Origin of the sequence: Micromonospora sp. NPDC049240 (assembly GCF_040647835.1) — a bacterium.
GTDB lineage: Bacteria > Actinomycetota > Actinomycetes > Mycobacteriales > Micromonosporaceae > Micromonospora.
In genome coordinates, this window is sequence record NZ_JBEZCX010000013.1 from 1 (window position 1) to 25,660 (window position 25,660).

General features: G+C 72.4%; 22 protein-coding genes. 2 read left to right on the forward strand and 20 right to left on the reverse strand.

All coding sequences use genetic code 11. The features are described 5' to 3' along the window. Positions 1-564: 564 nt before the first annotated feature. From AB0B02_RS20675 to AB0B02_RS20730, 12 genes are all read right to left on the reverse strand, one after another. Positions 565-1,020 carry a DUF2550 domain-containing protein gene (locus AB0B02_RS20675; protein WP_281937595.1) on the reverse strand — a complete coding sequence of 152 codons (456 nt, stop codon included), beginning with the start codon at positions 1,018-1,020 and terminating at the stop codon, positions 565-567. Between the two features lie 12 nt (positions 1,021-1,032). Beyond that, positions 1,033-1,311, reverse strand: coding sequence for a F0F1 ATP synthase subunit epsilon (locus AB0B02_RS20680; RefSeq protein WP_047893558.1), 279 nt, complete (start codon positions 1,309-1,311; stop codon positions 1,033-1,035). Positions 1,312-1,419: 108 nt separating this feature from the next. After that, positions 1,420-2,562 carry an LCP family protein gene (locus tag AB0B02_RS20685; protein WP_357302560.1) on the reverse strand — a complete coding sequence of 381 codons (1,143 nt, stop codon included), beginning with the start codon at positions 2,560-2,562 and terminating at the stop codon, positions 1,420-1,422. Positions 2,563-2,777: 215 nt separating this feature from the next. After that, positions 2,778-4,223: a F0F1 ATP synthase subunit beta gene (gene atpD / locus AB0B02_RS20690; RefSeq protein WP_107156997.1), complete on the reverse strand. Its 1,446-nt coding sequence runs from the start codon at positions 4,221-4,223 to the stop codon at positions 2,778-2,780. Further along, positions 4,223-5,152, reverse strand: coding sequence for a F0F1 ATP synthase subunit gamma (locus tag AB0B02_RS20695; protein ID WP_281937601.1), 930 nt, complete (start codon positions 5,150-5,152; stop codon positions 4,223-4,225). Before AB0B02_RS20695 ends, atpD begins: the two co-directional genes overlap by 1 nt. Positions 5,153-5,156: 4 nt before the next feature. After that, a complete protein-coding gene (atpA, locus tag AB0B02_RS20700; RefSeq protein WP_281937603.1) occupies positions 5,157-6,809 on the reverse strand; it encodes a F0F1 ATP synthase subunit alpha in 1,653 nt (550 codons plus the stop codon). 85 nt (positions 6,810-6,894) lie between these two features. Continuing rightward, positions 6,895-7,716 carry a F0F1 ATP synthase subunit delta gene (locus tag AB0B02_RS20705; protein WP_281937605.1) on the reverse strand — a complete coding sequence of 274 codons (822 nt, stop codon included), beginning with the start codon at positions 7,714-7,716 and terminating at the stop codon, positions 6,895-6,897. Beyond that, positions 7,716-8,255 carry a F0F1 ATP synthase subunit B gene (locus tag AB0B02_RS20710; RefSeq protein WP_107156993.1) on the reverse strand — a complete coding sequence of 180 codons (540 nt, stop codon included), beginning with the start codon at positions 8,253-8,255 and terminating at the stop codon, positions 7,716-7,718. Before AB0B02_RS20710 ends, AB0B02_RS20705 begins: the two co-directional genes overlap by 1 nt. A 28-nt stretch (positions 8,256-8,283) precedes the next feature. Next, entirely contained in the window at positions 8,284-8,511 is a 228-nt protein-coding gene (locus AB0B02_RS20715; protein ID WP_091422600.1) for an ATP synthase F0 subunit C, read from the reverse strand. Positions 8,512-8,581: 70 nt separating this feature from the next. Continuing rightward, the gene (atpB, locus tag AB0B02_RS20720) at positions 8,582-9,379 is read right to left on the reverse strand and encodes a F0F1 ATP synthase subunit A (RefSeq protein ID WP_281937609.1); all 798 of its coding nucleotides are present in this window, start codon (positions 9,377-9,379) and stop codon (positions 8,582-8,584) included. 11 nt (positions 9,380-9,390) lie between these two features. Continuing rightward, positions 9,391-9,627 carry an AtpZ/AtpI family protein gene (locus AB0B02_RS20725; RefSeq protein WP_107157102.1) on the reverse strand — a complete coding sequence of 79 codons (237 nt, stop codon included), beginning with the start codon at positions 9,625-9,627 and terminating at the stop codon, positions 9,391-9,393. Positions 9,628-9,802: 175 nt separating this feature from the next. Then, positions 9,803-10,234, reverse strand: coding sequence for a hypothetical protein (locus AB0B02_RS20730; protein WP_281937611.1), 432 nt, complete (start codon positions 10,232-10,234; stop codon positions 9,803-9,805). An 87-nt stretch (positions 10,235-10,321) separates the two neighbouring features. Between AB0B02_RS20730 and AB0B02_RS20735 the strand changes: the two genes are divergently transcribed. Next, positions 10,322-11,788 carry an SDR family oxidoreductase gene (locus tag AB0B02_RS20735; protein ID WP_357302570.1) on the forward strand — a complete coding sequence of 489 codons (1,467 nt, stop codon included), beginning with the start codon at positions 10,322-10,324 and terminating at the stop codon, positions 11,786-11,788. A 51-nt stretch (positions 11,789-11,839) separates the two neighbouring features. Here AB0B02_RS20735 and AB0B02_RS20740 read toward each other — a convergent pair whose 3' ends face one another. From AB0B02_RS20740 to prmC, 4 genes are all read right to left on the reverse strand, one after another. After that, positions 11,840-13,951 (reverse strand): transglycosylase domain-containing protein, encoded by a 2,112-nt coding sequence (locus AB0B02_RS20740; RefSeq protein WP_357302572.1) that lies wholly within the window; start codon positions 13,949-13,951, stop codon positions 11,840-11,842. 112 nt (positions 13,952-14,063) lie between these two features. Then, positions 14,064-14,675 carry a phosphotyrosine protein phosphatase gene (locus AB0B02_RS20745; protein WP_281937617.1) on the reverse strand — a complete coding sequence of 204 codons (612 nt, stop codon included), beginning with the start codon at positions 14,673-14,675 and terminating at the stop codon, positions 14,064-14,066. Then, positions 14,676-15,320 (reverse strand): L-threonylcarbamoyladenylate synthase, encoded by a 645-nt coding sequence (locus AB0B02_RS20750; RefSeq protein ID WP_281937619.1) that lies wholly within the window; start codon positions 15,318-15,320, stop codon positions 14,676-14,678. After that, positions 15,320-16,210: a peptide chain release factor N(5)-glutamine methyltransferase gene (prmC, locus tag AB0B02_RS20755; protein WP_357302576.1), complete on the reverse strand. Its 891-nt coding sequence runs from the start codon at positions 16,208-16,210 to the stop codon at positions 15,320-15,322. The genes AB0B02_RS20750 and prmC overlap by 1 nt, the downstream gene beginning before the upstream one ends. A gap of 130 nt (positions 16,211-16,340) precedes the next feature. Between prmC and AB0B02_RS20760 the strand changes: the two genes are divergently transcribed. Next, positions 16,341-17,894, forward strand: coding sequence for a GGDEF domain-containing protein (locus AB0B02_RS20760; protein ID WP_281937623.1), 1,554 nt, complete (start codon positions 16,341-16,343; stop codon positions 17,892-17,894). A 73-nt stretch (positions 17,895-17,967) separates the two neighbouring features. Here the strand turns inward: AB0B02_RS20760 and prfA are convergent, their stop codons facing one another. The 4 genes from prfA to rho all read right to left on the reverse strand — a co-directional run bounded on the left by prfA (position 17,968) and on the right by rho (position 25,425). Beyond that, positions 17,968-19,056, reverse strand: a complete 1,089-nt coding sequence (gene prfA / locus AB0B02_RS20765) for a peptide chain release factor 1 (RefSeq protein ID WP_357302579.1) — start codon at positions 19,054-19,056, stop codon at positions 17,968-17,970. A gap of 118 nt (positions 19,057-19,174) precedes the next feature. Further along, complete coding sequence (gene rpmE, locus AB0B02_RS20770) at positions 19,175-19,399, reverse strand: 50S ribosomal protein L31 (protein ID WP_073828674.1); 225 nt, start codon at positions 19,397-19,399, stop codon at positions 19,175-19,177. Between the two features lie 248 nt (positions 19,400-19,647). Next, positions 19,648-23,133: a phosphodiester glycosidase family protein gene (locus AB0B02_RS20775; protein WP_357302583.1), complete on the reverse strand. Its 3,486-nt coding sequence runs from the start codon at positions 23,131-23,133 to the stop codon at positions 19,648-19,650. 153 nt (positions 23,134-23,286) lie between these two features. Next, positions 23,287-25,425, reverse strand: coding sequence for a transcription termination factor Rho (gene rho, locus AB0B02_RS20780; protein ID WP_357302585.1), 2,139 nt, complete (start codon positions 25,423-25,425; stop codon positions 23,287-23,289). Positions 25,426-25,660: the final 235 nt, after the last annotated feature.

Genomic DNA, 25,660 nt, shown 5'->3' on the forward strand with positions numbered 1-25,660 from the left:
CACACCACCGGTGAAAGCCAGACCAGCAATACCCAGCACGCTCTTACGCAGCATCGTGTTCATGGCGGGGGCTCCATTCGGGGGTCAACGCACCGGGGGGGGGTGCGGGCACCGTCAGGCGCACAACAAAGTTCTCGGGGGATCCGGCTGCTCGCGCGGCGGGGGGCGCTCGCCTTCCTCGGCCGTGCACCCGTCTACAACGCCGCCACCCCGTCGACGATTCCGCCGCCAGCGTGCCGCCCACCACCGCCGAACCGGACAAACCACCCAGTGAGGCACTGGAACGCTGTGGATGTCTCACGCGCGCCCACACCTCCACCGCGTTCCACTCGCCGTCCCACCACGTTTCACGTCCCGAGCCTGCAAACCTGATGGCGTGGATGGGTCAGGACGGCGACCCGTCCACGCCATCAGGTTTGTAGCGCTGCGAGCGCAAGCAACGCCCGGCATGCCCGACCCGTCGACACCGGACACCCCGCCCATCCCGGCACAGTCGGGGACACCCGAGGGCGAATCCTCGACACCCCGCTCGCAGTGCAGGGGGCGGGGACGGGACGGGGGCCGTCAGGCGGCGGGCCAGTCCTGGGAGGCCAGACGTGGCGAGGCCGCCCCCGGAGGGGCGGCCTCGAGCCAGGAGAGGAAGCCGGTCACCGTGGATCGCGCCATGGCGATCTCGACCGGAGCATGGTCGCTGGTACAGCGCAGGATCACCCAGTCGGCCGGCATGGAGAAGCGCTCCTGCCCCTCGGGCAGGCGGCGGCGCTCCACCGCCAGCCCCTTGCGGGAGAGCACCCGCTTCGGGCGGAGCGCGAAGCTGAACATGCGGTACCAGCGGAGCTGATCGCCGGCGAACCGGCCGAAGCCGGGTGACCAACCACGGCCGTCGAGCATCGTGGTGACCCGGACGCTCAGCCGGATGATTCCCCCGCTACGGGTGAACAGGGCCCGCCGGATGAAGAGGATCAGAAGCGCGACGACGACGACCGCGACGCCGATTCCGATCCCTTCCACGATCTCCATCGGCGGGTCGGCTCAGCGGGCCGGAGTGGCCGGGGTGGCGCTCTCGGCGAGGACGGTCACGCCCTCACCGGTGACCGACAGGAAACCGCCGGCGACGTCGTACGCGACCTGCTGGCCACCGGCCTGCTTGATGCGCACCTGGCTGGGCTCCGCGAGCTGGCCGAGCAGCGGCGCGTGCCCCGGCAGCACACCGAGCTCACCCTCGGTCGTCCGGGCGACGACCATCTCGGCCTCACCGGTCCAGACCTTCTCCTCGACGGCTACGAGCTCGACGTGAAGCTGCTGTGCCACGCTGTCTCCTTGCTGCGGCGGCGGATTGCCGAAAGTCTAGTCGCGCCCCCGAGCGCCACCCAACGCGGGTGGTGAGAGCCGGACCACGGTGCCCCGCACTCGTTCAGGCTACTGGCTCTTCTGCTTGAAGTCGGGGTGCTCCAGCAGGAACGCGTCCAACTGCTCGGCACGCAGGGCGGCGAAGAAGTCGTCGGACGGCGCGAGGAGCTCTTCGCCCCGGTAGGCGCTGCCGCTCCCGATCGGCCCGCCGGGCAGCTTGATCGTCTCGATGGCGTCGGGACGGATGTCCTTGAGCGCGAGGCCGAAGTCGACGACGCTGTTGCCCCGGCCGTTGAAGACAAGCGACTGCCCGGCGGCCCGCAGCACCCGGTCCAGCTTGACCGGGTTGGCCACCACGTCGGCGCTGAACGCCTGGCTCACCATCGCCTTGACGAACTGCTGCTGGTGCCGCTGCCGGCCGTAGTCCGCGTCCGGCACGCCGTTCTTGGGGTAGCGCTGCCGGACGTAGTCAAGCGCCTGCCAGCCCGTGAGGTGGGCGTTGCCCTTCTTGTAGCGGGCCTGCGGGCCGAGGTAGCCGCCCCCGCCGGGCTTGAGCTGGCGCGGCGTGCCGTCCGGCTGGAGGTGCTCGGACTTCACGTCGCGCTCGATGTACATGTCGACGCCGCCCATGGCGTCCACGATCTTCTTGAACCCGCTGAAGTTGATGATCGCGCCGGCGTCGAAGCGCTTGATGCCGGTGACCCCCTGCACGGTCTTGGCGAGCAGTTCGAAGCCCTGCGCGGCGCTCGGGTTCTTCCCCGGCACGTTGCTGCCGTGCGACATGGCCGCGTTGATCCGGTCGGTGCCGCCGGAGTAGTCGGCCTTCGGGAAGGCCGGGATGTCCACCCGCAGGTCGCGCGGGAGCGAGAAGAGATAGCCGCGGTCCATGCCGGCCGGCACGTGCAGGATCATGATCGAGTCGGAGAGCGGGCGGGCCGTCGAGGTGCGGGGGTCGATGCCGACGAGCAGGATGTTGAGCGGGCCCTTGATGTCGCTCTTCTTCTCGGTGGCGCCGGCGGCCTGGTCGCCGAAGAGGTCGCCCTTGCCGACCGCGCCCTCGTAGCGCGCGACGAGCGTGTGGTAGCCCACCAGCACCGAGCCGCTGAGCACCATCATGACGATGCCGAGGATGGTGCTGACCCGGGCCCACCGCGGCACGCCACGCCACATGGACCGCTTGCCCCGGTCCGTGCCGCCCTTACCCACGAGCATCTCCTATCGTCGCGCCCACGAAGAGGAGACGGGCGCAGGGGTCCGTTTCGTTGCAGAGATCAACGACGGTGACGCGAATTCGTGTCACGAACGGTACCGCGCGCTGCGGCGGACCGCTTGCCGGCCAACCGGGCGTCTGGTACGAGACCGGTCGTGAACGGGCGAAGGCCGCCCCGACGAGACGTCGGGACGGCCTTCGTGGTGTGAGCGGGCTCTCAGCCCTCCTCACCCATCAGCTCCTCGGCCTTGGCCTTGAGGTCCTCCAGGCCGCCGCACATGAAGAACGCCTGCTCCGGGAAGTGGTCGAACTCCCCCTCGCTGATCCGGCGGAAGGCGTCGATGGTCTCCGCGATCGGCACCGTCGAGCCCGGCACGCCGGTGAACTGCTCGGCGGCGTAGGTGTTCTGCGAGAGGAACCGCTCGATCCGGCGGGCGCGGCCGACGGTGAGCTTGTCCTCCTCGGAGAGCTCCTCGATGCCCAGGATGGCGATGATGTCCTGCAGGTCCTTGTAGCGCTGCAGGATCCGCTTCACCTCGGTGGCGACGGCGAAGTGGTCCTCGCCGACGAACTCCGGGGCGAGGATCCGGGACGAGGACGCCAGCGGGTCCACGGCCGGGTAGATGCCCTTGTCGGAGATCGACCGCTCCAGGTTGGTGGTCGCGTCGAGGTGGGCGAACGTGGTGGCCGGCGCCGGGTCGGTGTAGTCGTCGGCGGGCACGTAGATCGCCTGCATCGAGGTGATGGCCTGACCCCGGACGGAGGTGATCCGCTCCTGGAGCTCGCCCATCTCGTCGGCCAGCGTCGGCTGGTAACCCACGGCGCTCGGCATACGCCCGAGCAGCGTGGAGACCTCGGAACCGGCCTGGGTGAAGCGGAAGATGTTGTCGATGAAGAGCAGCACCTCCTGCTTCTTCACGTCGCGGAAGTACTCCGCCATGGTGAGCGCGGAGAGCGCGACCCGCAACCGGGTGCCCGGCGGCTCGTCCATCTGGCCGTAGACCAGCGCGGTCTTGTCGATGACGCCGGACTCGGTCATCTCGGCGATGAGGTCGTTGCCCTCGCGGGTGCGCTCACCCACGCCGGCGAAGACCGAGGTACCACCGAAGTTCCGGGCCACCCGGGTGATCATCTCCTGGATGAGCACCGTCTTGCCCACGCCGGCGCCGCCGAACAGGCCGATCTTGCCGCCCTTGACGTACGGGGCGAGCAGGTCGATGACCTTGATGCCGGTCTCCAGCATCTCGGTCTTGGGCTCCAGGTCCGCGAAGGCCGGAGCCTTGCGATGGATGCCCCAGTGGTCGTCGGCCTGGATGGTCTCGCCCTCGGTGAGGTTGAGGCACTCGCCGATCGCGTTGAACACGTGGCCCTTGACCGCGTCGCCCACCGGCACGCTGATCGGCGCGCCGGTGTCCCGGACGTCGGCGCCACGGACCAGGCCGTCGGTCGGCTGCATGGAGATGGCGCGGACCAGGTTGTCACCGAGGTGCTGGGCGACCTCCAGGGTCAGCGTCTTCTCACCGCCGGAGAGCGTCACGTCGACGTGCAGGGCGTTGAACAGACCCGGCATGGCGTCGCGCGGGAACTCGGCGTCGACGACCGGGCCGATGACCCGGACCACGCGACCCGTGGCCGTCTTGGTCTCCACTGCGGATACAGTCATCACACTTCACTTCCCGACGCGGCCAGCGCGTTCGCGCCGCCGACGATCTCACTGATCTCCTGGGTGATCCCGGCCTGACGGGCCGAGTTCATCTCACGCGTGTACTTCTCGATCATGTCTTCGGCGTTGTCGGTGGCGCTCTTCATCGCCCGCCGACGGGCGGCCGACTCACTCGCCGCCGACTCCAGCAACGCCGCGTAGATCCGCGTGTTGATGTACTTCGGCAGCAGCGCGTCGAGCAGCGACTCCGGCTCCGGCTCGAACTCGTACGCCGGAAGCAGGCCCTCGGACCGCGGCCGGTCCTCGACCTGCATCGGGCCGACGATCCGGGTCACCGGGTTCTGCGTCATCAGGGACTTGAACTCGGTGTAGACGATGTGCAGCTCGTCCACGCCGAGGATCCCGTCCGCCCCGGCGTGGCCGTCCGCGTCGTCCGCGCCGGCGGTGAACGCCTTGATCAGCGTGTCACCGACCTCGCGGGCGTCGTCGAACGACGGCTGCTCGGAGAAGCCCGTCCAGCTGCCGGCGATCTCCCGGTTGCGGAACCGGTAGAACGCCACGCCCTTGCGGCCGATGACGTAGAGCACCGGCTCCTTGCCGTCGGCGCGCAGCCGGGCGATCAGCGACTCGGCGGTCCGGATCGCGTTCGAGCTGTACCCGCCGGCCAGACCCCGGTCGGCGGTGACCAGCAGCACGCCCGCCCGCCGCACCCGCTCACGCGGGGTGAGCAGCGGGTGGTCGATCCGCGCGTTGGAGGCCAGCGCCGTCAGCACGCCGGTGATCGCCTCGGCGTACGGCAGCGAGGCCGCCACCTTGGCCTGGGCCTTGGCGATGCGGCTCGTCGCGACGAGCTCCATCGCCTTGGTGATCTTCTTCATCCCCTTGGCGGAACGGATCCGCTGTCGGAGAACGCGTACCTGGGCGGCCATCGGATCAGCTCTCGGCGGGGCGGTCGGTGGTGCCGTCGCGGAAGCGGGTCACCGTCTCGCGGGTCTGCTCACCCTCCAGCGGCTCGGCCGGGGCCTCGTTGACGCGGACCTCGTCCTCCTTGCCCAGGAAGACCTGCTTGAACTCGGCGATGGCCGAGTCCAGCGAGGCGATGATGTCGTCGCCCCACTTGTTGTCCGCGATCGAGGCCAGCACGCCCTCGTGCTTGTGCCGGAGGTACTGGAGGAACTCCGACTCGAAGCGGCGGACCTCGCCGACCGGGACGTCGTCCAGCTTGCCCTCGGTGCCGGCCCAGACGGAGACGACCTGCTCGTTGACCGGGTACGGCGAGTAGTTCGGCTGCTTGAGCAGCTCGACCAGGCGGGAACCACGGGCGAGCTGGTTCTGCGAGGCGCGGTCCAGGTCGGAGGCGAAGGCGGCGAACGCCTCCAGCTCACGGAACTGGGCCAGGTTGAGCCGCAGCGAGCCGGCGACCTTCTTCATCGGCTTCACCTGCGCGGCGCCGCCGACCCGGGAGACCGAGGTGCCGACGTTGATGGCCGGCCGGACACCCTGGTTGAACAGGTCGGTCTCGAGGAAGATCTGACCGTCGGTGATCGAGATGACGTTGGTCGGGATGAACGCCGAGATGTCGTTCGCCTTGGTCTCGATGATCGGCAGGCCGGTCATCGAGCCGCCGCCCAGCTCGTCGGAGAGCTTCGCGCAGCGCTCCAGCAGGCGGGAGTGCAGGTAGAAGACGTCACCCGGGTACGCCTCACGGCCCGGCGGGCGGCGCAGCAGCAGCGACACGGCGCGGTACGCCTCGGCCTGCTTGCTCAGGTCGTCGAAGACGATCAGGACGTGCTTGCCGCCGTACATCCAGTGCTGTCCGATGGACGAGCCGGTGTAGGGCGCGAGGTACTTGAAGCCGGCCGGGTCGGACGCCGGGGAGGCGACGATGGTGGTGTACTCCATCGCGCCCGCGTCCTCCAGCGTCCCCTTGATGGAGGCGATGGTGGAGGCCTTCTGGCCGATCGCGACGTAGATGCAGCGGACCTGCTTCGTCGGGTCGCCGGAGCGCCAGTTGTCCCGCTGGTTCAGGATGGCGTCCAGCGCGACGGTGGTCTTGCCGGTCTTCCGGTCACCGATGATCAGCTGACGCTGGCCACGGCCGACCGGGGTCATCGCGTCGATGGCCTTGATGCCGGTCTGCAGCGGCTCGAAGACGGACTGCCGGGCCATCACGTTCGGGGCCTGGAGCTCCAGCTCGCGGAAGCCCTCGTTGGCGATGTCGCCGATGGCGTCGATCGGCTCGCCGAGCGCGTTGACCACGCGGCCGAGGAACGCGTCACCGACCGGCACGGAGAGCACCCGGCCGGTGCGCTTGACGCGCTGACCCTCTTCGATCCCGCCGAAGTCGCCGAGGACGACGACACCGATCTCGCGCACGTCGAGGTTCAGCGCCACGCCGAGCGTGCCGTCCTCGAACTCCAGGAGCTCGTTGGTCATGGTCGAGGGCAGACCCTCGACGTGGGCGATGCCGTCGCCGGCATCGGCGACGGTGCCGACCTCCTCACGGGAGACGTCGGCCGTGTAGGAGGAGACGTAGCGCTCCAGGGCGCCGCGGATCTCCTCCGTCGAGATGGTCAGCTCGGCCATCCTCTGCTTCCTTAAAGTTCAGGGGCCCGGGATACCAGGTACCGACCGGTCCGATGGCGTCGAAATCAGGGCTGCAAGACGCTGGTCAGCGCTTCGCGAGCGCGTTGCGGGTCTCGTTGAGGCGGCGCAGGACGGTGCCGTCGTACAGGTCGGAGCCGACCCGTACCCGCACCCCGCCGAGCACGTCGGGGTCGACCGTCTGCTTGACGGACACCTCCCGACCGTACATGCCGGAGAGGCGGGCACCGAGGCGTCGCTCCTCCTCCTCGGTCAGCGGGGCCGCCACGGTCACGTACGCGACCTGACGGTCCCGCCGGTCCGCGGCCAGCTCGACCAGCCGGGTGAGCGCGCCGCCGAAGGAGCGGCCCCCGAAGCCCGCGAGCGCGACCTCGACGAGGCGGACGGTGACCGGCCGGGCCTTGCCGTCGAGCAGTTGACCGGCGAGGCCGGATCGCCGCTCGGCCGGGGCCATCGGGTCGGAGAGCGCGTTGGACAGCTCGGCGGAGCCGGAGACGACCTGCCCGAAGCGGAACAGCTCGTCCTCGACCTCGCCCAGCTCGCCGGCCGAGTCGGCGCTCGCCAGGAGCGCCTCCACACCCAGCCGCTCGACGCCGTCGAGCAGTTCCGACGGGGTCGACCAGCGACCGGCGACCAGCGCGGCGAGCAGGTCGATCGCCTCCGCGCCGACCTTGCCGCTGAGGATCCCGGTCAGCAGGGCCGTGCGGTCCGCACCGGAGCGGGCCGGGTCGGAGAGCGCCCGGCGCAGCCGCGGCTCGCGCCGTAGCAGGGCGGCGACGGAGAGGATGTCGTCGGCGGTGGAGGCCACCGCCGACGGCTCCGCGCCGCGGACGTACGCGTCGAGGCGTTCGACCCCGGCGGCGTACGACTCCCGGCTGGCGGCCTGCATCAGCGGGCCCCCGTGCTCTCGAGACCGCTCAGGAACCGGTCGACGGTGCCCTTGCGACGCGCCTCGTCGGCCAGCGACTCACCGACGATCTTGCTGGCCAGGTCCACCGCGATGGTGCCCATCTCGGTGCGCAGCTCGCGCACGATGGTGGCCCGCTCGGCCTGGAGCTGCTCCTTGCCGGCGGCGATGACCCGGTCGGACTCCTCGCGCGCCTTGGCGAGGATGTCCTGACGGATGCCCTCGGCGTCGGCCCGGGCGTCGTCCCGGATCCGGGCGGCGTCGGTACGCGCCTCGGCGAGCTGGGCGCGGTACTGCTCGAGCAGCTGGTTCGCCTCGGCCTGGGCGGCCTCGGCGCGCTTGATGCCGCCCTCGATCGCGTCCACCCGGGCCTGGAACGTCTGCTCCATGCGCGGGAAGACGAACTTCATCAGCACGAAGCAGAGGACACCGAAGGCGACCAGCCCGACCACGATCTCCTGCCAGACAGGGATGATCGGGTTGTGGGTCGTCTCACCACCCTCAGCGGCGAGGAAGAACATGGAAAACCTCCCGGTCAGAGGGGTTGGGTCAGCCGGCCCAGATGAAGCCGAACGCGATGCCCAGCAGCGCCAGGGCCTCGATGACGGCGAAGCCGATCCAGACGTACGGAAGGGTCATCCGGGACGACTCCGGCTGGCGGGCGGTCGACTGGATGTAGGCCGAGAAGACCAGGCCCACGCCGATGCCCGGGCCGATGGCCGCGAGACCGTAGCCGATGGCGGCGGTGCTGCCCTCTACCGCGGCGTAGATGTCCATTGGTTGGTTCCTCCTGGTTATCACGCGTGACTCTCACGCGGGACGACAACGGTTGGTGCGAAAGATCGGATCAGTGCTCGTCGGCGAGCGCGCCCTGCACGTAGCTGGCGGTCAGCACCGTGAAGACGTACGCCTGCAGACAGATCACCAGGAACTCGAGGAAGGTCAGCGCGATCGTCATCACCCAGGACAGCACCGAGACCGGCGCGAGCCAGACGTTGGCGCTGAGCATGGCGAAGCCGCCGAGCGTGAAGACCAGCAGGAGCATGTGGCCGGCGAACATGTTCGCGAAGAGACGGACGGCGAGCGAGAACGGCCGGACGAGGAAGGTCGAGAAGAACTCGATCGGGATCAGCAGCGGCAGGATGTACCACGGCGCCGGCGGGATCAGAGAGTTCTTGAAGTACTTCACGAAGCCGTGGTGCCGGATGCCGACGAAGTTGAACATCAGGTAGCTGATCACGGCGAGGATGGCCGGGAACGCGATGTGCGAGTTCGGCGAGATCTGGAAGAACGGCACGATCGCGAAGAAGTTCGTCAGCAGGATGAAGCAGAAGAGCGTGGTGAAGTACGGCGCGAACCGCACCCCCGCGTGCCCGATCATGTCCACCGCGATGTTGTTGCGGACGAAGCCGTAGATCGACTCGGCGAACCACTGCTTCTTGGTGGGGACGAGCTGCGGCTTCCGGTAGCTGACCAGGAAGAAGATGATCAAGATGCCGACGGCGACCCACACCATCGCCGTGATCTTGGTGAACCAGTACGAGTTCTCCGCACCCCAGGGCAGGATGCTGGGCAGGTAGAAGTCCCCCACGCTCGGTGGGAATTCCGCCTGGCCCTGAGCCAGGACGTTCGCCTGTCCGAACACCGCGTCCCTTCCTAAGTAGGCGTGCCCAGCCGGCGGACGACCAGGATGATGCCCCCGGCCATGCCGAGCACGACCCCGATGCCGGTGGCGACGCCGCCGGTATCGAGCCAACGGTCGACCAGCCAGCCGACGAAACCCCAGACGAGCATGCCCCCGATGAGGTATGAGAGCGCGGTCCAACCCTGACCGGCACCGGACGGAACGTCGCCCGAGCCGCCAGCGTTGGGGGGTTTCTGGTCACCGGCCATGACGGGGCGAACGATATCAGCAAGGCAGAAGAGGTTGTGCCTCACCCCCCGCACAACCTGGTTGTGTGGGACACGGGCGGGCGAAGTCGTCTGGAGGCACCGTACTCCTCCCGCGCCACTGAGAGAATGACCGATCGCGGACGCTGTGGCGCGTCGTCCGAAGGATGGGACGGCGTCAGCGCGCGACCCGTCGCGCGTGGACGGTGGCGAGCCACCAGATGTGCACGCCGGTCCAGATCACCACGCCCGCCGCGAGGCCCAGGCAGAACGGGATCAGCCCCGGCCAGCCGGTGGAGGCGACCAGCACCAGCACGCCGCCGAGCGCGGTCATCTTGGCCACGTAGAGGCCCAGCCCGAACGGCAGCACGAGCTGCGGGTCGCGGGCGTCGGCCCAGGCCAGCACCACGGTGGTGAGCGTGTAGCTGGCCGCCGTGACGGCCACCCCGCCGGCCGCACCGAGCGCGCCGTCCGCGCCGCGCCACGCCCCGCCGGCCACCGCCGCCACCGCCGCCAGCACGGCCACCGCGGCCAGCAGGACGGGCAGGTGGCGCAGTCGCCACCCACGGTCCGCGACCGCCTCCGCCGCGCGCGTCCCCGACTCAGCCACGGGGGTACGCCGGCAACACCGTGGTCATCTGCCGCTCCCTCGCGTTCTCCACAGCGAAGGAGTCTACGGAGCCGCACACTGGAACCCGTGAGATGCCTCGTCACCGGTGCCACCGGCTACATCGGCGGGCGCCTCGCGCCCCGCCTCCTGACCGACGGGCACACCGTGCGCTGCCTGGCCCGCAAGGCCGGGCGGCTGCGCGACGTGCCCTGGGCCGCCGAAGCGGAGATCGTCGAGGGCGACCTGCGCCGACCGGAGACGCTGCCGGCCGCGTTCGAGGGCGTGGACGTCGCGTACTACCTGGTCCACTCGCTCGGTCAGCGTGATTTCGAGGCGGCCGACCGGGAGGCGGCGACGAACTTCGCCGAGGCGGCGCGTGCGGCTGGCGTACGCCGGATCGTCTATCTCGGCGGGCCGGAGCCGGCGGAACGGGCGGAGGTGCCCTCGGCGCACCTGCGCTCCCGGGCGGAGGTGGCCCGCATCCTGCTCGACAGCGGCGTGCCGACCGCGGTGCTGCGGGCCGCGGTGATCATCGGCTCCGGTTCGGCCTCGTTCGAGATGCTGCGCTACCTGACCGAGCGGCTGCCGGCGATGGTCACCCCCCGCTGGGTACGCAACCGGATCCAGCCGATCGCGGTCCGGGACGTGCTGCGCTACCTGGCCGGCTGCGCGCACCTGCCGCCCGAGGTGAACCGTGGCTTCGACATCGCCGGCCCGGACGTGCTGACGTTCGCGCAGATGATGCAGCGCTACGCCCGGGTGGCCGGGCTGCGACCGCGGCTCATCGTGCCGGTGCGTCCGCTCACCCCGGGGCTCTCCTCCCACTGGGTCGGCCTGGTCACCCCGGTCCCGAACGCGATCGCCCGGCCGCTGGTGGAGAGCCTGATCCACGAGGCGGTGGCGCACGAGCACGACATCGCCAGGTACGTGCCCGACCCGCCCGACGGGCTGACCGGCTTCGACCAGGCGGTCGGTCTGGCGCTGGCCAAGGTGCGCGACGCGCAGGTGGAGACGCGCTGGTCGACCGCGAGCGGGCCGGACGCGCCGGCCGAGCCGCTGCCGTCGGACCCGGACTGGTCCGGCGGCACGGCCTACACCGACCTGCGGGAACAGGCGGTGAGCGCCCCACCGGCGGCGCTGTGGCGGGTCATCGAGGGCATCGGCGGCGAGCACGGCTGGTATTCCTTCCCGCTGGCCTGGTCCGTGCGCGGCTGGCTGGACCGGCTGGTCGGCGGCGTGGGGCTGCGCCGGGGCCGGCGCGACCCGCACCGGCTCCAGGTCGGCGAGGCGCTGGACTTCTGGCGGGTGGAGGAGATCGTCCCGGGTGAACTGCTGCGGCTGCGCGCCGAGATGCGGCTGCCCGGCCGGGCCTGGCTGGAGATGCGCGCCGAGCCGGCCGAGGGCGACCACAGCCGGTACGTCCAGCGTGCCGTCTTCCTCCCGCACGGCCTGCCCGGGCACCTCTACTGGGCCTCGGTCGCCCCGTTCCACGCCGTCGTCTTCGGCGGCATGGCCCGCAACATCGCCCGCAACGCCGAACACCCCACCGGTTAGGCGGGGCCCCTTGTTATCGCCAGGCGTTAACAAGGGGCCCCGCCTTACACGTCAGTTGCCGGTGCGGGGGGTGGTGTGCTGGAAGGCGACTGACTCGCCCGGGGGGACGAAGTCGCGGACGGGCTGGTCACGTAGGGCCCAGGCGAGGACGCGGCCGACGGCGGCGATCTGCCGCTTCTGCACGCCGCCGCCGACCGCGTCGCGCGGGTCGTCCGGGTTCGCGGCGATGGTGGCCACCGCGAGCTGCGGGGTGAACGCGACCACGGTCTCCGTGGCGTTCCGCTCCGAACTGCCGGTCTTGCCGGCCAGCGGGCGGCGCAGACCGGGAGCCAGTTCCTCGGCCGTGCCGCCGGCACACCTGCGGTACATCGACTGGTCGCCCACCGGGCAGCGGCTGGCGTCGGCCGCCGCGCGGGCCACCTCGGTGTCCAACACCTGCCGGCAGTCGGCGTCCCCGGCGGCCACCCGCCGGCCGGTCGCGTCCGTGATGGAGACGACCGGGGTGGGCCGGCACCAGGTCCCCTCGGCGGCCACCGTGGCGTACGCGTTGGCCAGGTCGAGCGGCGTGGTGGCGGAGACGCCGAGGGTGAACGGCCCCCAGTTCGCCGCCCCGTCCCGGGCCATCTTCGCGTCCTGCGGCGCGCGGAACACGATGCCCAGCCGCTGGGCCATCTCGACCACCCGGTCCGCGCCGACCCGCTCGGTCAACCAGGCGAAGTAGGTGTTCACCGAGCGACCGAACGCGTCCCACATGTCGCGGTCGCCGTCCATCCAGTACGTGTTGGCGTTCGCCGGGCACCACCGGCCGCCGCAACTGGCCGGGCCACCGGAGATCGGGTACTTCGTGACGTACACCCGGGGGGCGTCGAACTCGGTGTCCAGCGGCAGCCCGGACTCCAGCGCGGCCAGCAGCGCGAACAGCTTGAACGTGGAGCCGGCCTGGTAGCCGGTGATGTCGCCGCCCCCGGCCACGAGCTGGTTGACCGTGTTCGGGTAGTTCTGCTGCCCGGCCGGGTTGTCGCCCACGCCGTAGCCGCGGTTGACCGCCATGGCCAGCACCCGTCCGGTGCCGGGCTGCACCACCGCGGTCGGCGCGGCCCGCGCGATCGTCTCCGGGTAGATCGTCCGTACCTGCTCGCTCGCCTTGGCCTGCACGTCCGGGTCGAGCGAGGAGACGATCGACCAGCCGCCCCGGCGCAGCGTGCGCTGCCGTTCGTCGACGGTCTTGCCGAACGCCGGCTGGGCGTTCCACCACTGGGTGAACCAGTCGCAGAAGAAACCCCAGTCGTTGTGGCCGGCGGGCACCGCGGCGCAGTCGTTCGGGGTGGCGCTGGGCTTGAGGGCCAGTTCGGCGTCCTTGGCCGCGGTCGTCTCCGCCTCGCTCGCCCGACCGGTCTCCACCATCCGGTCCAGCACGTACGCCCGGCGGTCCAGCGCCGCCCCGGCGTCGCCGTTGATCGGGTCGTCGTGGTCCGGCGCCCGCACCAGCCCGGCGAGCAGCGCGGCCTGGGCGAGCGTGAGCCGGTCCGGCGTGGTGGAGAAGTAGCGCTTGCTGGCGGCGGCGATGCCGTACGCCCCGGCGCCGAAGTACGCGATGTTCAGGTAGCGCCCGAGGATCTCGTCCTTGCCGACCTGGCGTTCCAGCGTCAGCGCGTACCGCATCTCGCGGATCTTGCGGCCGGCGGTGATCTCGGTGGCCGCGGTCCGCTGCGCCTCGGTCAGCCGGGGGTCACCGGCCAGCGCGTTGCGCACGTACTGCATGGTCAGCGTGGATGCGCCCTGCCGGGTGCCCTCCGTGCGGTTGGCCGTCAACGCCCGCAGCACGCCTCGCACGTCGACGCCGTGGTGCTCGTAGAAGCGCACGTCCTCGGCGGCCACGATGGCGTCCCGCATCACCGGCGCCACGTCGCCGACCGGCACGTCCACCCGGTCCTCGACGTAGAACGAGGTGATCAGCGTGCGGCCGTCGTTGGCGTACAGGTTGGCGCGTTGCGCCGGTTGCGGCGCCCGGAGCGCCTCCGGCAGCTCGGTGTACGGCATCAGGTTCTTCACGCCCAGCCCGAAGACCAGCGCGGCCGGCAGCGCGGCGGCGGCCAGGGCCAGCCCGGCGAGCACGCCGGCGAGCAGCACGGTGAACAGCTTGTCGAGATGGGCGCGGTTCATCAGCTCTCCCCGCAGGAGCCGGCCGTACGGACCCGTCAAGAATGACCGGATTTGCCGTTTTTGCCGGCACCTTCAATGAAATGCGCAGGAAGTTCGCGAGAAAGGATGAACCTCAGGGCAGCAACGCGGCGGCCAGCGGCTGGACCGTCTCCTCGATCTCGTCGGCCACCCGGCTGAAACACTGGTCGCCCCGGCCCCACGGGTCGTCGAGGTCGTCGGTGGGCAACGCCGGGTCGCCCTGTCGGGCCGCGTCGGCGGCGGCCACCAGCGCCATCCCCCGGGCGTGCACCGCCTCCGGCGTCGGCCCGGCGGGCGGCAGGGCGGACCGGTCCAGCCCACCCAGCAGCCGGCCGAACTCGCCCAGCACGAACGTGCGCCCGGCGGCGTCCGGCCGCAGCGCCACCACGTACTCCTGCTGGTCGGCGGTGGCGGTGAGCACCAGGTCGGCGGCGTCGATCAGATCCGAGCGCAACCGCCGCGCGGCGAACCCGGCCACGTCACCACCGCGCGCGGTCACCTGCCGCGCGGCCGGCGGGTTCATCTCCTCGCCGGCGTGCCAGCCGCCGGTGCCGGCGCTGTGGCTGTGCACCAGCGCGTCCGAGCCGGCCGGGTCGACGTCGAGCCGGGCCAGCCGCTCCCGCACGGCGAGCAGCAGCAGCCGCTCGGCCATCGGCGACCGGCAGATGTTGCCCATGCAGACGTGCAGGACGGTGAAGGGCGGCACTCAGACCCCCCGCTCGTCGAGGAGCTCCGGCGCCACCTCGCGCAGCTTCGCCACCGACACCGCGCCCTGGCGCAGCACCCGCGGCACCTCGCCGGTCAGGTCGACGATGGTGCTCGGCACCGGGTCCACCGCCGGCCCGGCCTCCAGGTACGCCCGGACGCCGTAACCGAGCTGGTCGCGGGCCTCCTCGGCGGTCAGCGCGGCGGGCTGGCCGACCTTGTTGGCCGAGGCGACCGCCATCGGACCGGTCTCCCGCAGCACCTCCAGGGCGACCGGGTGCAGCGGCATCCGCACCGCCACCGTGCCGCTGGTGTCGCCGAGGTCCCAGGCCAGGCTCGGCGAGTGCTCCACCACGATCGTCAACGCGCCCGGCCAGAACGCCTCGACCAGGTCGCGGGCCACCTGGGGCAGCGAGAAGACCAGGCCGTCGAGGGTGTGCCGGGAGCCGATCAGCACCGGCGGCGCCTGCCGGGTGCCACCCTTGGTGTCCGCCAGGGCCTTCACCGCGTACGGCGTGAACGCGTCCGCCCCGATGCCGTAGACCGTGTCGGTCGGCAGGACGACGAGTTCCCCGTTCTTGACGGCCTCGATGGCAGCGGCGATGCCGCGGTCCCGGTCGGCGGGCGACCGACAGTCGTAGAGCATCACGAGGAGTCAGTCTGCCACGCCGCGCCGGGGTCGGCGTGTCGGCCGTCCGCCCGCCGGGACGCGGTCGCCCAGCGGGGCCGCCCGGCCAGGTCCCGGTGCTCCGCCACGTGCTCGTACCGGCCGTCGCCGGCGAGCAGGGCCGGCACCGCCGTGGCGTGCGTGTCGTCGTGCTCGACGCCGATCACCCCGCCCGGACGCAGCAGCGTCGCGGCGCGGGCCACCACCGGCCGGATCACGTCCAGCCCGTCCGCGCCGCCGAACACCGCCTCGTCCGGGTCGTGGCCGGCCACCTCCGGCGGCACGGTCACCGCGCGCGGCACGTACGGCGGGTTGCACAGCAGCACGTCGACGCGGCCGGCCAGGTCCGCCAGCAGGTCCGGATCGGTGACGTCGGCGACCACCACCTCGACCGGCCGGTCCCCCGCGTCGGCCCGCCCGGCCGCGTTGCGCCGCAGCCAGGCCAGCGCGGCCGGGGAGCGTTCCACCGCCACCACCCGGGCCGCCGGCACCTCCTGGGCGACCGCGAGCGCGATCGCGCCGGAGCCGCTGCACAGGTCGACCACGAGCGGCGCGGCGAGCCGCCGGGCCACCTCGACCCCCCAGCCGGCGAGCAGTTCGGTCTCCGGGCGGGGCACGAACACCCCCGGCCCGACCGCCAGCTCCAGATGCCGGAAACCGGCCGCGCCGGTGAGGTGCTGCAACGGCTCCCGGGCCACCCGCCGGTCGAGCAGCGCGGCCAGGCGGTCACGTTGGACCGCGGTGAACCCGTCGGCCAGCGCCAGCCGGCCACGCGGCACCCCCAGCACGTACGCGGCCAACTGCTCGGCCTCCGCCCGCGGCGCCGCCACCCCGGCGGCGGCCAGTGTCCGGGCCGCCCGGGCGATCATCGGCGAGACCCGTTCGCGTTCTGTCCCTTCGGACGGGTGTTGCGGGAGTGTGCTCACGCAATAATCATGAAGCGTCGCGGGTCGCCACACGAGCGGGTGCGTCCGGGCGCACACGTCAGGGAGGTCGCGAGTGGGCTGGCTCGACCAGGTCGAGGACCAGGTTGACGCCCTCCGACGTGCCCGGGCGTTGCAGGAGGCGAGCCGTTCCGCCGAGGCGTGCGTGCTGCTCGATCGCGTGATCCGCACCACCGACGATCCGTACGCCCGCGCCGACGCGCTTGTGCAACGCCTGTCCGCGCTGATCAATCTCGGTCGGACCGCCGAGTTCACCAGGGCCGTCGAGGACGCCTCCGCCGCCGTGCGTGACCTGGCCGAGCCCTACCTGCACGGGCACCTCAACGCGCTGGCCGCGCTCGCCGCCCACCACCAGGGCGCGCTCGACCGGTGCGTGATGCACCTGGTCCGGGCCGCCCGCGCGCTCGGCGCCGACGACACGCCGGACCGGGACACCGCCTGGGGCTGGCACGACCTGGCGATGGCGTACTCGTACCTCAGCTTCCACGGCCACGCGCTCGGCGCGATCGAACGCGCCCGCGAGGTCGGACTGAGCGCGGGCATTCCGGAGGAGACGTTTGCCGCGCCGGGGATCCGACTGCGCAACGCGGTGGCCCTGGACCACAACGGCGACAGCGACGGCTGCCTGCGGGTGCTGCGCGACGTGGCCGGTGACCTGGCCCGGTTCCTGCGCGGTGGGCAGGCCGCCAACCTGCGGCCCAGCAGCCTCACCGCCTACGGCTACGCCGCCGCCCGTCGCGCCGCGCTCGGCGACCGGGTGGAGTCGGCCGGGGACGCCGACCCGAACCGCCTGCTCGGCCACGGCGGGGACAGCGCCCGCGCCCGCGACCTGCGCCAGCTCGGTCAGGTCTGCCTGGCGGTCGCCGCCGGCCGGCCGATCGAGGCGGTCACCCGGCTGGACACGGTCCGGGCCTCCGACGAGACGCTCGGCGCGGCCGAACCGCCCCGGCTGCGCAGCATCGCGCTGGCCCGGGCCGGCGACCACGCCGGCGCGCACCGCGCAGACCGGCACGCGTTCCGGCTGGCTGCCCGGCGCAGCGACCGCCTGCGCGACGTCTACATCGACGGCATCGCCGCCCGGATCGACCACGAGGAGATGCGCCGCGAGGCCGCCCGGTACGAGGGCGAGGCGCTCACCGACCCGCTCACCGGCCTGCCCAACCGACGCCGGCTGGAGCGTTACCTCGGCGCGGTGGTGTCCCGGGGCGAGCGGGTGGTGATCGGCGTCTGCGACCTCGACGGGTTCAAGGCGGTCAACACGCGGCACGGCCACCACTCCGGCGACCTGGTGCTGCAACGGGTGGCCGGCGTGATCAACCGGGTGATGCGGCGGGGCGACTTCGTGGCCCGCTACGGCGGCGACGAGTTCGTCGTGGTGCTCCCCGACACCGTCATGCCGGAGGCGGTCGAGGTGGCCCGGCGGATCGAGGCAGCCGTACGCACCGAGGACTGGGACACCCTGGTCCCGGGCACCCCGGTCGGGGTCACCATCGGGTTCGCGGAGGTCGACGGCAGCACCACGATCAGCGTCCGGGAGGCGTTGGGCGCCGCGTTCGAGCTGGCCGACCGGGAGATGCTGCGCGCGAAGGACCGCCTCCGCGCCAGCTGAGGTGTGTAAGGAAGGGCCCCCTGTTAACGCCTCCGGTATAGGCGGGCGCCCCGGTTGATGCGCCGGCGGTCGGTCAGCGGCGGGACAGTTCGGTCTCGCCGGCCAGCCGGGCCGCGCGGTCCGCCTCGGTCAGCGCGTCGAGCACCCCGTCCAGTTCGCCGGCCAACGCCAGATCGAGGTTGTACGCGGTGTAGCCGATCCGGTGGTCGGTGATCCGGTTCTGCGGGAAGTTGTAGGTGCGGATCCGCTCCGACCGGTCCACGGTGCGGACCTGCGCCTTGCGGGCGTCCGAGGCGGCGGCGTCGGCCTGCTCCTGGGCCGCGGCGAGCAGCCGGGCGCGCAGGATCCGCATCGCCTGCTCGCGGTTCTGGAGCTGCGACTTCTCGTTCTGGCAGGACACCACGATGCCGGTCGGGACGTGGGTGATCCGGACCGCCGAGTCGGTGGTGTTGACCGACTGGCCGCCGGGCCCGGACGAGCGGAACACGTCGATCCGCAGCTCGTTCGCGTCGATGGTGACGTCCACGTCCTCCGCCTCGGGCAGCACCAGTACGCCGGCCGCGCTGGTGTGGATCCGGCCCTGCGACTCGGTCACCGGGACGCGCTGCACCCGGTGCACGCCCCCCTCCCACTTGAGCCGGGACCAGACGCCGTTGCCGCCCTCGGGCACGCCCTTGGTCTTGATCGCCAGCGAGACGTCCTTCACACCGCCGAGGTCGGAGTCCTGGGCGTCGATCACCTCGGTGGTCCAGCCCCGGCGCTCGGCGTACCTGGTGTACATCCGCAGCAGGTCACCGGCGAACAACGCCGACTCCTCACCGCCCTCGCCGGCCTTGATCTCGACGATCACGTCCTTCGCGTCGTGCGGGTCACGCGGGATGAGCAGTTCGGCGAGCCGTTCCTCGAGCGCCGGCAGGGTGGCCGCGATGGTGTCCGCCTCGGCGGCGAACGCCGGGTCCTCGGCGGCCAGTTCGCGCGCGGCGACCAGGTCGGCACGGGCCTGCTCCAGCTCGCCGGCCGCCTTGTGCAGCGGCACCAGCTCGGCGTAGCGCCGGCCGACCCGCCGGGCGGCGCCCTGGTCGGCGTGGATGGCCGGGTCGGCCAGCCGCTTCTCCAGTTCGGCGTACTCGTCGAGGAGGGCGGCCAGGCGCTCACTGCTCATGCTGCGGATGCTCCTTCGGACGACAGGACGACTCGACGACGGGACGACACGACACTGGCGGAAAACGGACGAACGCCCGTGTCCGGCACGGAGCCGGACACGGGCGTCGTCGACGGAGCTACTTGGCCTTCTTGGCCTGAACCTTGGCGTACTTCTGCTGGAACTTCGCGACCCGACCGGCGGTGTCCAGCACGCGCTGCTTACCGGTGTAGAACGGGTGGCAGGCGCTGCAGGTCTCGACGCTGATGGCGCCGCCCTTGGCGGTGCTGCGGGTCGTGAACGTGTTACCGCAGGAGCAGCGGACCTCGGTGGTCGCGTACTCCGGGTGGATGTTGGGCTTCATGTCGCCTCGGTCCTTTCGTGGGTGGTCGCCGGGTCGCCGTCGGTGTGCCCCGTCGTGGTGACGGGCTCGGGCGTGAACCGGAACCGGTGGCCGATTGACCAGTGTGCCATGGGCGTCGGCCGGCCGGCACAGCAGGTCCGCCCGCCACAACGCCCGACCACCTCCCCGCATTCCCGCCCACCGCCGGGGCATGCGCGCGCCCCGCCGGCCGGGCTCCTCCCCCAGGACGAGGAGCCCGGCCGGGGGACCTACGCGGCGGGGCGCGCCTGCGCCGCCGCGGTGGTGGTCACCGCCGCCTCGGCGCGGACGCCGTTGACGGTGACCGTGAGCAGGATCCGTGCGCCGGCACGCAGCGCGGTGAGCTGACCGGTCGACGGGTCGAACCGGGCCACGTGCCACGGGCGTACCCCGGTCGCGCCGCCGACGTGCAGGTTGGGCGAGCCCGCCCAGTCGGCGCTCACCGGCGGCCCCACCGGCACCTGCCGGCCGCCGGGCTGGGTGAGCGTGGCGACGACGGCCGCGGGGGCGCCGAGGCGCACCTGCGCCGGCGCGTCCAGCGCGAGCCGATCGACGTGGGCGTGCGTCTCCGCGGCCACCCACTCCGGCCCCTCGGCGAGCGGGTCGCGGCGGGCCCGCTCCGCCTCCCGTGCGGTGACCGGGTCCACCCCGAACTCGGTCCAGCCGGTGAAACCGCCCAGCCCGGCCGGGGTGGACGGGTCCTTGCCCGCGTTCCCGTTGATCACGTACGGGACGCCGTCCACCCGGTCGGCGTGGAACGTGCCGACGTGCCCGTTGACCATCAACGCGCCCTTGCCGGTGCGGTGCTGGAAGTCGGCCAGCCACTGCTCGACGAGCGCGGCCTCCTTCCGGTCCCCGAGCTGGCTGGCCTTGACCGGGCTCGGGTCGCGCGGCGGGTGGTGGAACAGCACCGCCACCGAGCCGACGGCGCGGTCGGCAGCCGCCTCGTCAAGCGTCCGGCGCAGCAGCTCCACCTGGTCGAAGCCGCCCCCGCGCAGCGAGCCGCTGGCCGTGCTCAGGGTGAGGAACCGGGTGCCCCGGTGGTCGAAGACACGCTTGGTGTCCCCGAACACGCTGCGGAAGTTGTCGATCGGGGCGCCCATGATCTCGTGGTTGCCCGGCACGTAGTGGTAGGGCACCTCGCCGCCCAGTTCCTCGTCCAGGATCCGCTTGGCCAGCGCGAAGTCCGCCGGGTACGCGGTGTCCACGAAGTCGCCGTCGATGATCAGGAAGTCCGGCCGGGCGGCGCGGACCTCGCGCAGCGTACGGCGGGCCTGGGCGACCAGCTCGCTGTCCGGGTCGGCGGCGACGAACTGGGCGTCGGAGAGCACCGCGAAGCGCCAGGGCGCGCCGTCGACGGTGCCGTCGCGCAGCACCACCCGGTCGGTGCGGTTCGGCTCCGCGGGCGCCTGCACGTCCGGCGGCACCCGGGCCACCAGGTCGTCGATGACCACCTCGCTGCGGTACTGCTTCGCCGGGTCGGTCTCGGCCACGTAGAACCGGCGCACCCGCACCGGGTACTGCACGCCGGGCGGCACCGCGAACTCGACGTACTTCCAGCCGGTCCAGTCCAGGTACGGGCCGCGCAGCACGAACTGGGTGTCCTGCGCGTCGTGCAGGTGCAGGCTCGGCCACTCGCCGGTGCCGTTCGCCTTGATCCACATGCCGAACGCCTGCGGCTGGCCGGGCACGTCGATCCAGGCCGGCGGGTCGGCGTACGCGGCCCGGGTGCCGGTGGACTGGCTGAAGTCGTACGACATCTTCAGGCCGGTGCCGGTGTGCCCGTCCGCCGGGGCGACCGCGCCGGCGGCCCGGGCCTGGCTGAACCGCCAGGACGCGGCGTCGTCGAAGCCGGCCACCGGCACGTCGGTCAGCCCGACCGTCACCGGCAGCACCGTGCGGTGCCCACCGACGAGGGCGGTGACAAGCGCCGAGCCGGACCCGCCGAGCGCCGTCACGGACAGGTTGCCGTCGGCGGTGGGGGTGACGGAGAGCAGGTCGTGGTCGTACTCCAGCTTCAGGTCGGCCGGCTCGATAGGCGCGGTGTTGCCCTCGGCGTCGTAGCCGACCACGCCGAACAGGCCGGTGTCGCCGACCCCGTCGAGGCCGACCCGGTCGACGGTGGCGTCGATCCGCGCCACTGGGCCGAGCACGGTCAGGTCGAGCGTGCCCCGGGCCCGTCCGCGCGCGGCGGTGACGGTGCTCCGGCCGGGGCTGCCGGCCCGGAAGATCCCGTCGCCGTCCACCCGGCCGTGGGTGGCGCGCCAGCGCGGCTCGCCGGCCGCCGGCCCGTACGTCTCGTCGTGGCCGGCGGCGGTGAGCCGGCGGGTGAGGCCCGGGAAGACCCGGTCCGGCCGGCCGCCTCGGACCGGGGCGACGCCCGGCGCGGCGGTCGGGTCGCTCGCGGTCTCCAGCCAGTACCCGGTGAGCCGGCCGCTGCCCTTCGGCGCGTAGACGGCCAGCCCGTTCGGCACCGGCCGCTCGCTGCCGTCGGAGGGGCTGTTCTCCACCTGGACCGCCGCCGCGCCGGGCTCCCGGGCCAGCAGCGTGGAGGAGCCGCCGCCGTCGAGGTTGAGCGCGTTCGCGGCACCCAGCTCGACCATCATCCGGCCCATCTCGGTCTGGGTGACACCACGGCTGTCCACCTGCCGGCCGTCCACCGTCAGCATGATCATCCGACGTCCGTCGGCGGAGAAGCCGACCGACGTACGCGGGGCCAGCGACTGGTCGGCGATGCTCTGCACCACGCCGTCCCGGACCAGCACGCTCCCGCCGCCCACCGCGGCGCGCAGGTCGCCGCCGTCGGAGGCGCGCGGACGCCAGGACAGGTCCACCGCGTCGCCGGGACGCAACGCGGCGAGCGCGTCCGCCCCGGCCTCCCGGCCGAGCAGCACCGTGCTGCCGGCCGGGATCGGCCCCTCCCCCGCCGTGGTGGCGACCGTGGCCACCCGCCCGCCGGTCACCGTCACCTCGACCACCCGCGCCGCGCCGTCCACCGCGCGCTGCCGGGGGTACGCGCCCCAGAGCGGCGTGAACACGCCCACGCCGTCGCGCTGCACCATGTTGTTGAACTGGGTCAGCGGCACCGGGCCGGCGGGCAGCGCGGCGGTGCCCTCGAAGCCGACCTCGACCACCCGGCCGATGCCGCCGGCGCTGATCCCGACCGCGTTGGGGTGCCCGGCGATCGGCGACTGCACCAGCTCACCGGAGCGGATGCCGACGCCCTGGGCGGCACCGGAGTTGTTGATGTCGAAGAAGTCGCCGTTGACGGCCGCCACGGCACGGGACCGGTCCACCGCCGCGCGCAGCGGCTCGTCCCGGGTGACCGCGCCGGAGTTGACGTAGTCCACGGTCAGCCCGCCGGACAGGTCGGCGGTGAGCGCGTCGGCCCGCAGCCAGCCGGCGGCGTCGTACCTGTCGAAGGAGGTCAGGTCGAGACCGGGCGCGACCGGCCGGGTCGTCTTCGCGGTCTCCAGGCCACCGGCGGGTTCCACCGCGGCCAGCGTGACCGCCGACTCGGGTCGGGAGGAGGCCGCCGGCGCGTCCTCGGCCGCCGTGCCCGTGGGGGTCGCCGTGCCCGGGGTCGCCGTGGCCCACGGCGTGGCCTTGGTCGAAGGGGTGGCCGCCGCGGCCGGCGGCATCGGCGCGGCGAGGGTGAGCAGCGGCGTCAGCAGCAGGACGCCGGCGGAACGGATGGATCGACTGCGCAGTCGCATGGACGACAGTCAACCCGACTATGAACAGAAGTTTCAATACCTCGCGGCTGAACCGTAGAAAAACTTCAGCAGGCCGGTGGGTCGCCCGCCCGACCCGGTACGCGAACGAGGGGCACGGCCGGTGGCCGTGCCCCTCGTCGTCGGTCCGTCAGGTCACTCGCCCGGAGTGGACTTCGCGATCTGCATCAGGAACTCGATGTTGGTGCGGGACTGCTTGAGCCGGTCCAGCAGCAGGTCGAGCGCGGCCTGCGAGTCCAGCGAGTGCAGCACCTTGCGGAGCTTGTGGATGATCGCCAACTCCTCCGGCGCGAGCAGGACCTCCTCCTTGCGCGTACCGGTGGGGTTGATGTCGATCGCCGGGAAGACGCGCTTGTCGGCGATCTTCCGGTCCAGCTTCAGCTCGGCGTTGCCGGTGCCCTTGAACTCCTCGAAGATGACCGTGTCCGCCATGGAACCGGTCTCCACCAGCGCCGTGGCGATGATGGTCAGCGAGCCGCCGTTCTCGATGTTGCGGGCCGCGCCGAGGAAGCGCTTCGGCGGGTAGAGCGCGGTGGAGTCGATACCACCCGACATGATCCGGCCGCTGGCCGGCGCCGCCAGGTTGTACGACCGACCCAGCCGGGTCACCGAGTCGAGCAGCACAACCACGTCGTGCCCCAGCTCGACCAGGCGCTTCGCCCGCTCGATCGCCAGCTCGGCCACCGTGGTGTGGTCCTGCGGCGGACGGTCGAACGTGGCCGCGATGACCTCGCCCTTGATCGACCGCTGCATGTCGGTGACCTCTTCGGGCCGCTCGTCCACCAGCACCACCATCAGGTGGCACTCCGGGTTGTTGCGGGTGATCGCGTTCGCGATCGCCTGCAGCACCATCGTCTTGCCCGCCTTGGGCGGCGACTGGATGAGCGCCCGCTGACCCTTGCCGATCGGCATGACCAGGTCGATGACCCGGGTGGTCAGGATGTGCGGCTCGGTCTCCAGCCGCAGCCGCTCCTGCGGGTAGAGCGGGGTGAGCTTGTAGAACTCCGGCCGGCGCTTCGCCTCGTCCGGCTCCATGCCGTTGATGGTGTCCAGCCGGACCAGCGGGTTGTACTTGTCGCGCCGCTGCTCGCCGTCCCGGGCCGCCCGCACCGCGCCGGTGATGGCGTCACCGCGGCGCAGGCCGTACTTCTTGATCTGGGACATCGAGACGTACACGTCGTTCGGGCCGGCCAGGTAGCCGGTGGTCCGGACGAAGGCGTAGTTGTCGAGCACGTCGATGATGCCGGCCACCGGGACGAGCACGTCGTCCTCGCCGACCTGCGGCTCGCGGACGGCACCGCCGTCGCCGTTCTCGCCCCGCTCGCCGCGGCCACGCCGACGGTCCCGGAACCGGCTGCGCCGGCCCCGCCGGCCGCCGCCCTCGTCGTCGTCGTCGTTGTCGCGGTTGTCCCGCTCGGCGCGCTGCCCCCGGTCGTTGCGGTCGCCCCGGTCGTTGCGGTCGCTCCGATCGTTGCGATCGCCCCGATCGTTGCGATCGCCCCGGTCGTTGCGGTCGCCCCGGTCGTTGCGGTCACCCCGCTCGGCACGCTCACCCCGGTCGGCACGCTCGTTGCGGTCGCCCCGGTCGTTGCGGTCGCCCCGCTCGGCACGCTCGCCCCGATCGTTGCGGTCACCCCGCTCGGCCCGGTCGGTGCGCTCACCCCGGTCGCGGCCCCGGCCTTCGGCACGCTCGTCGCGCTCGGCACGCTCGCCGCCGCCATCGGCCCGCTCGGCCCGCTCGCCGCCGCGCTCGGCCCGCTCGGCCCGCTCGCCGCCGCGCTCGGCCCGCTCAGCGCCGCGCTCGGCCCGCTCGGTCCGCTCGCCGATCTCGGCGGGCGCCTCCGCGGCGGGTGCCTCGGCCGGACGCGCCTCGGTGGCCGCGGTGGCGGCCCGGGTACGGCGGCCACGGGTGCGGCCCTCGGTCGCCTCGGCGGCCGGCGCCTGCTCGGCGGGACGACGCCCGGCCTCGGCCCGCTCCTCACGGACCTCGGCGTGCACCTCCTCGCGTGCGGGAGCCGCCGCGGCCGCAACCTCGGCCCGCGGTCGAGGGGTACCGGCGGCGGCGCCGCCCTGCCGCTCGGTGATCGCACTGATCAGCTCGCCCTTGCGCATGCGAGCCGTACCAGAGATGCCGAGCGACGCGGCCAGGCTCTGGAGCTCCGGCAGCAGCATCGCCGACAGGCCGGTACCGCTACGCCGACGGCGCGTGGGGGCGGCGGTGGCATCGCCAGCGACGTTGGAAACATCCGACGTCACGTCGGTGGTGTCGCTCAATGGATTCCTTCCCTCGATAGGCCGGGGCTGCCCGGGGTCGTGGAACCAGGTGGCCGGGCGGCCTCGGTGCACCCGCCTCGCATGGACGCGTCGCGGGAGTCTGTAACACAGCAGCAGGGCGGTCTCCCGACTCACCAACCTCGGTGAGCAGGTCTCGCCGTCTGCGGCGACCTGCGGAAACTGCGGTGCGGCGTGGGCCTTGGGCAGGGGTGACGGGCTGACCGCCGAGAGCTTC

Bases quoted from the DNA above. Each gene is read 5' to 3' on its own strand.
- AB0B02_RS20675 (WP_281937595.1), bottom strand. From the start codon at position 1,020: ATGGAGATCGTGGAAGGGATCGGAATCGGCGTCGCGGTCGTCGTCGTC.
- AB0B02_RS20685 (WP_357302560.1), bottom strand. From the start codon at position 2,562: ATGCTCGTGGGTAAGGGCGGCACGGACCGGGGCAAGCGGTCCATGTGG.
- atpD (WP_107156997.1), bottom strand. From the start codon at position 4,223: ATGACTGTATCCGCAGTGGAGACCAAGACGGCCACGGGTCGCGTGGTC.
- AB0B02_RS20695 (WP_281937601.1), bottom strand. From the start codon at position 5,152: ATGGCCGCCCAGGTACGCGTTCTCCGACAGCGGATCCGTTCCGCCAAG.
- atpA (WP_281937603.1), bottom strand. From the start codon at position 6,809: ATGGCCGAGCTGACCATCTCGACGGAGGAGATCCGCGGCGCCCTGGAG.
- AB0B02_RS20705 (WP_281937605.1), bottom strand. From the start codon at position 7,716: ATGCAGGCCGCCAGCCGGGAGTCGTACGCCGCCGGGGTCGAACGCCTC.
- AB0B02_RS20710 (WP_107156993.1), bottom strand. From the start codon at position 8,255: ATGTTCTTCCTCGCCGCTGAGGGTGGTGAGACGACCCACAACCCGATC.
- AB0B02_RS20715 (WP_091422600.1), bottom strand. From the start codon at position 8,511: ATGGACATCTACGCCGCGGTAGAGGGCAGCACCGCCGCCATCGGCTAC.
- AB0B02_RS20725 (WP_107157102.1), bottom strand. From the start codon at position 9,627: ATGGCCGGTGACCAGAAACCCCCCAACGCTGGCGGCTCGGGCGACGTT.
- AB0B02_RS20740 (WP_357302572.1), bottom strand. From the start codon at position 13,951: ATGAACCGCGCCCATCTCGACAAGCTGTTCACCGTGCTGCTCGCCGGC.
- AB0B02_RS20750 (WP_281937619.1), bottom strand. From the start codon at position 15,320: ATGCTCTACGACTGTCGGTCGCCCGCCGACCGGGACCGCGGCATCGCC.
- prmC (WP_357302576.1), bottom strand. From the start codon at position 16,210: ATGATCGCCCGGGCGGCCCGGACACTGGCCGCCGCCGGGGTGGCGGCG.
- prfA (WP_357302579.1), bottom strand. From the start codon at position 19,056: ATGAGCAGTGAGCGCCTGGCCGCCCTCCTCGACGAGTACGCCGAACTG.
- rpmE (WP_073828674.1), bottom strand. From the start codon at position 19,399: ATGAAGCCCAACATCCACCCGGAGTACGCGACCACCGAGGTCCGCTGC.
- AB0B02_RS20775 (WP_357302583.1), bottom strand. From the start codon at position 23,133: ATGCGACTGCGCAGTCGATCCATCCGTTCCGCCGGCGTCCTGCTGCTG.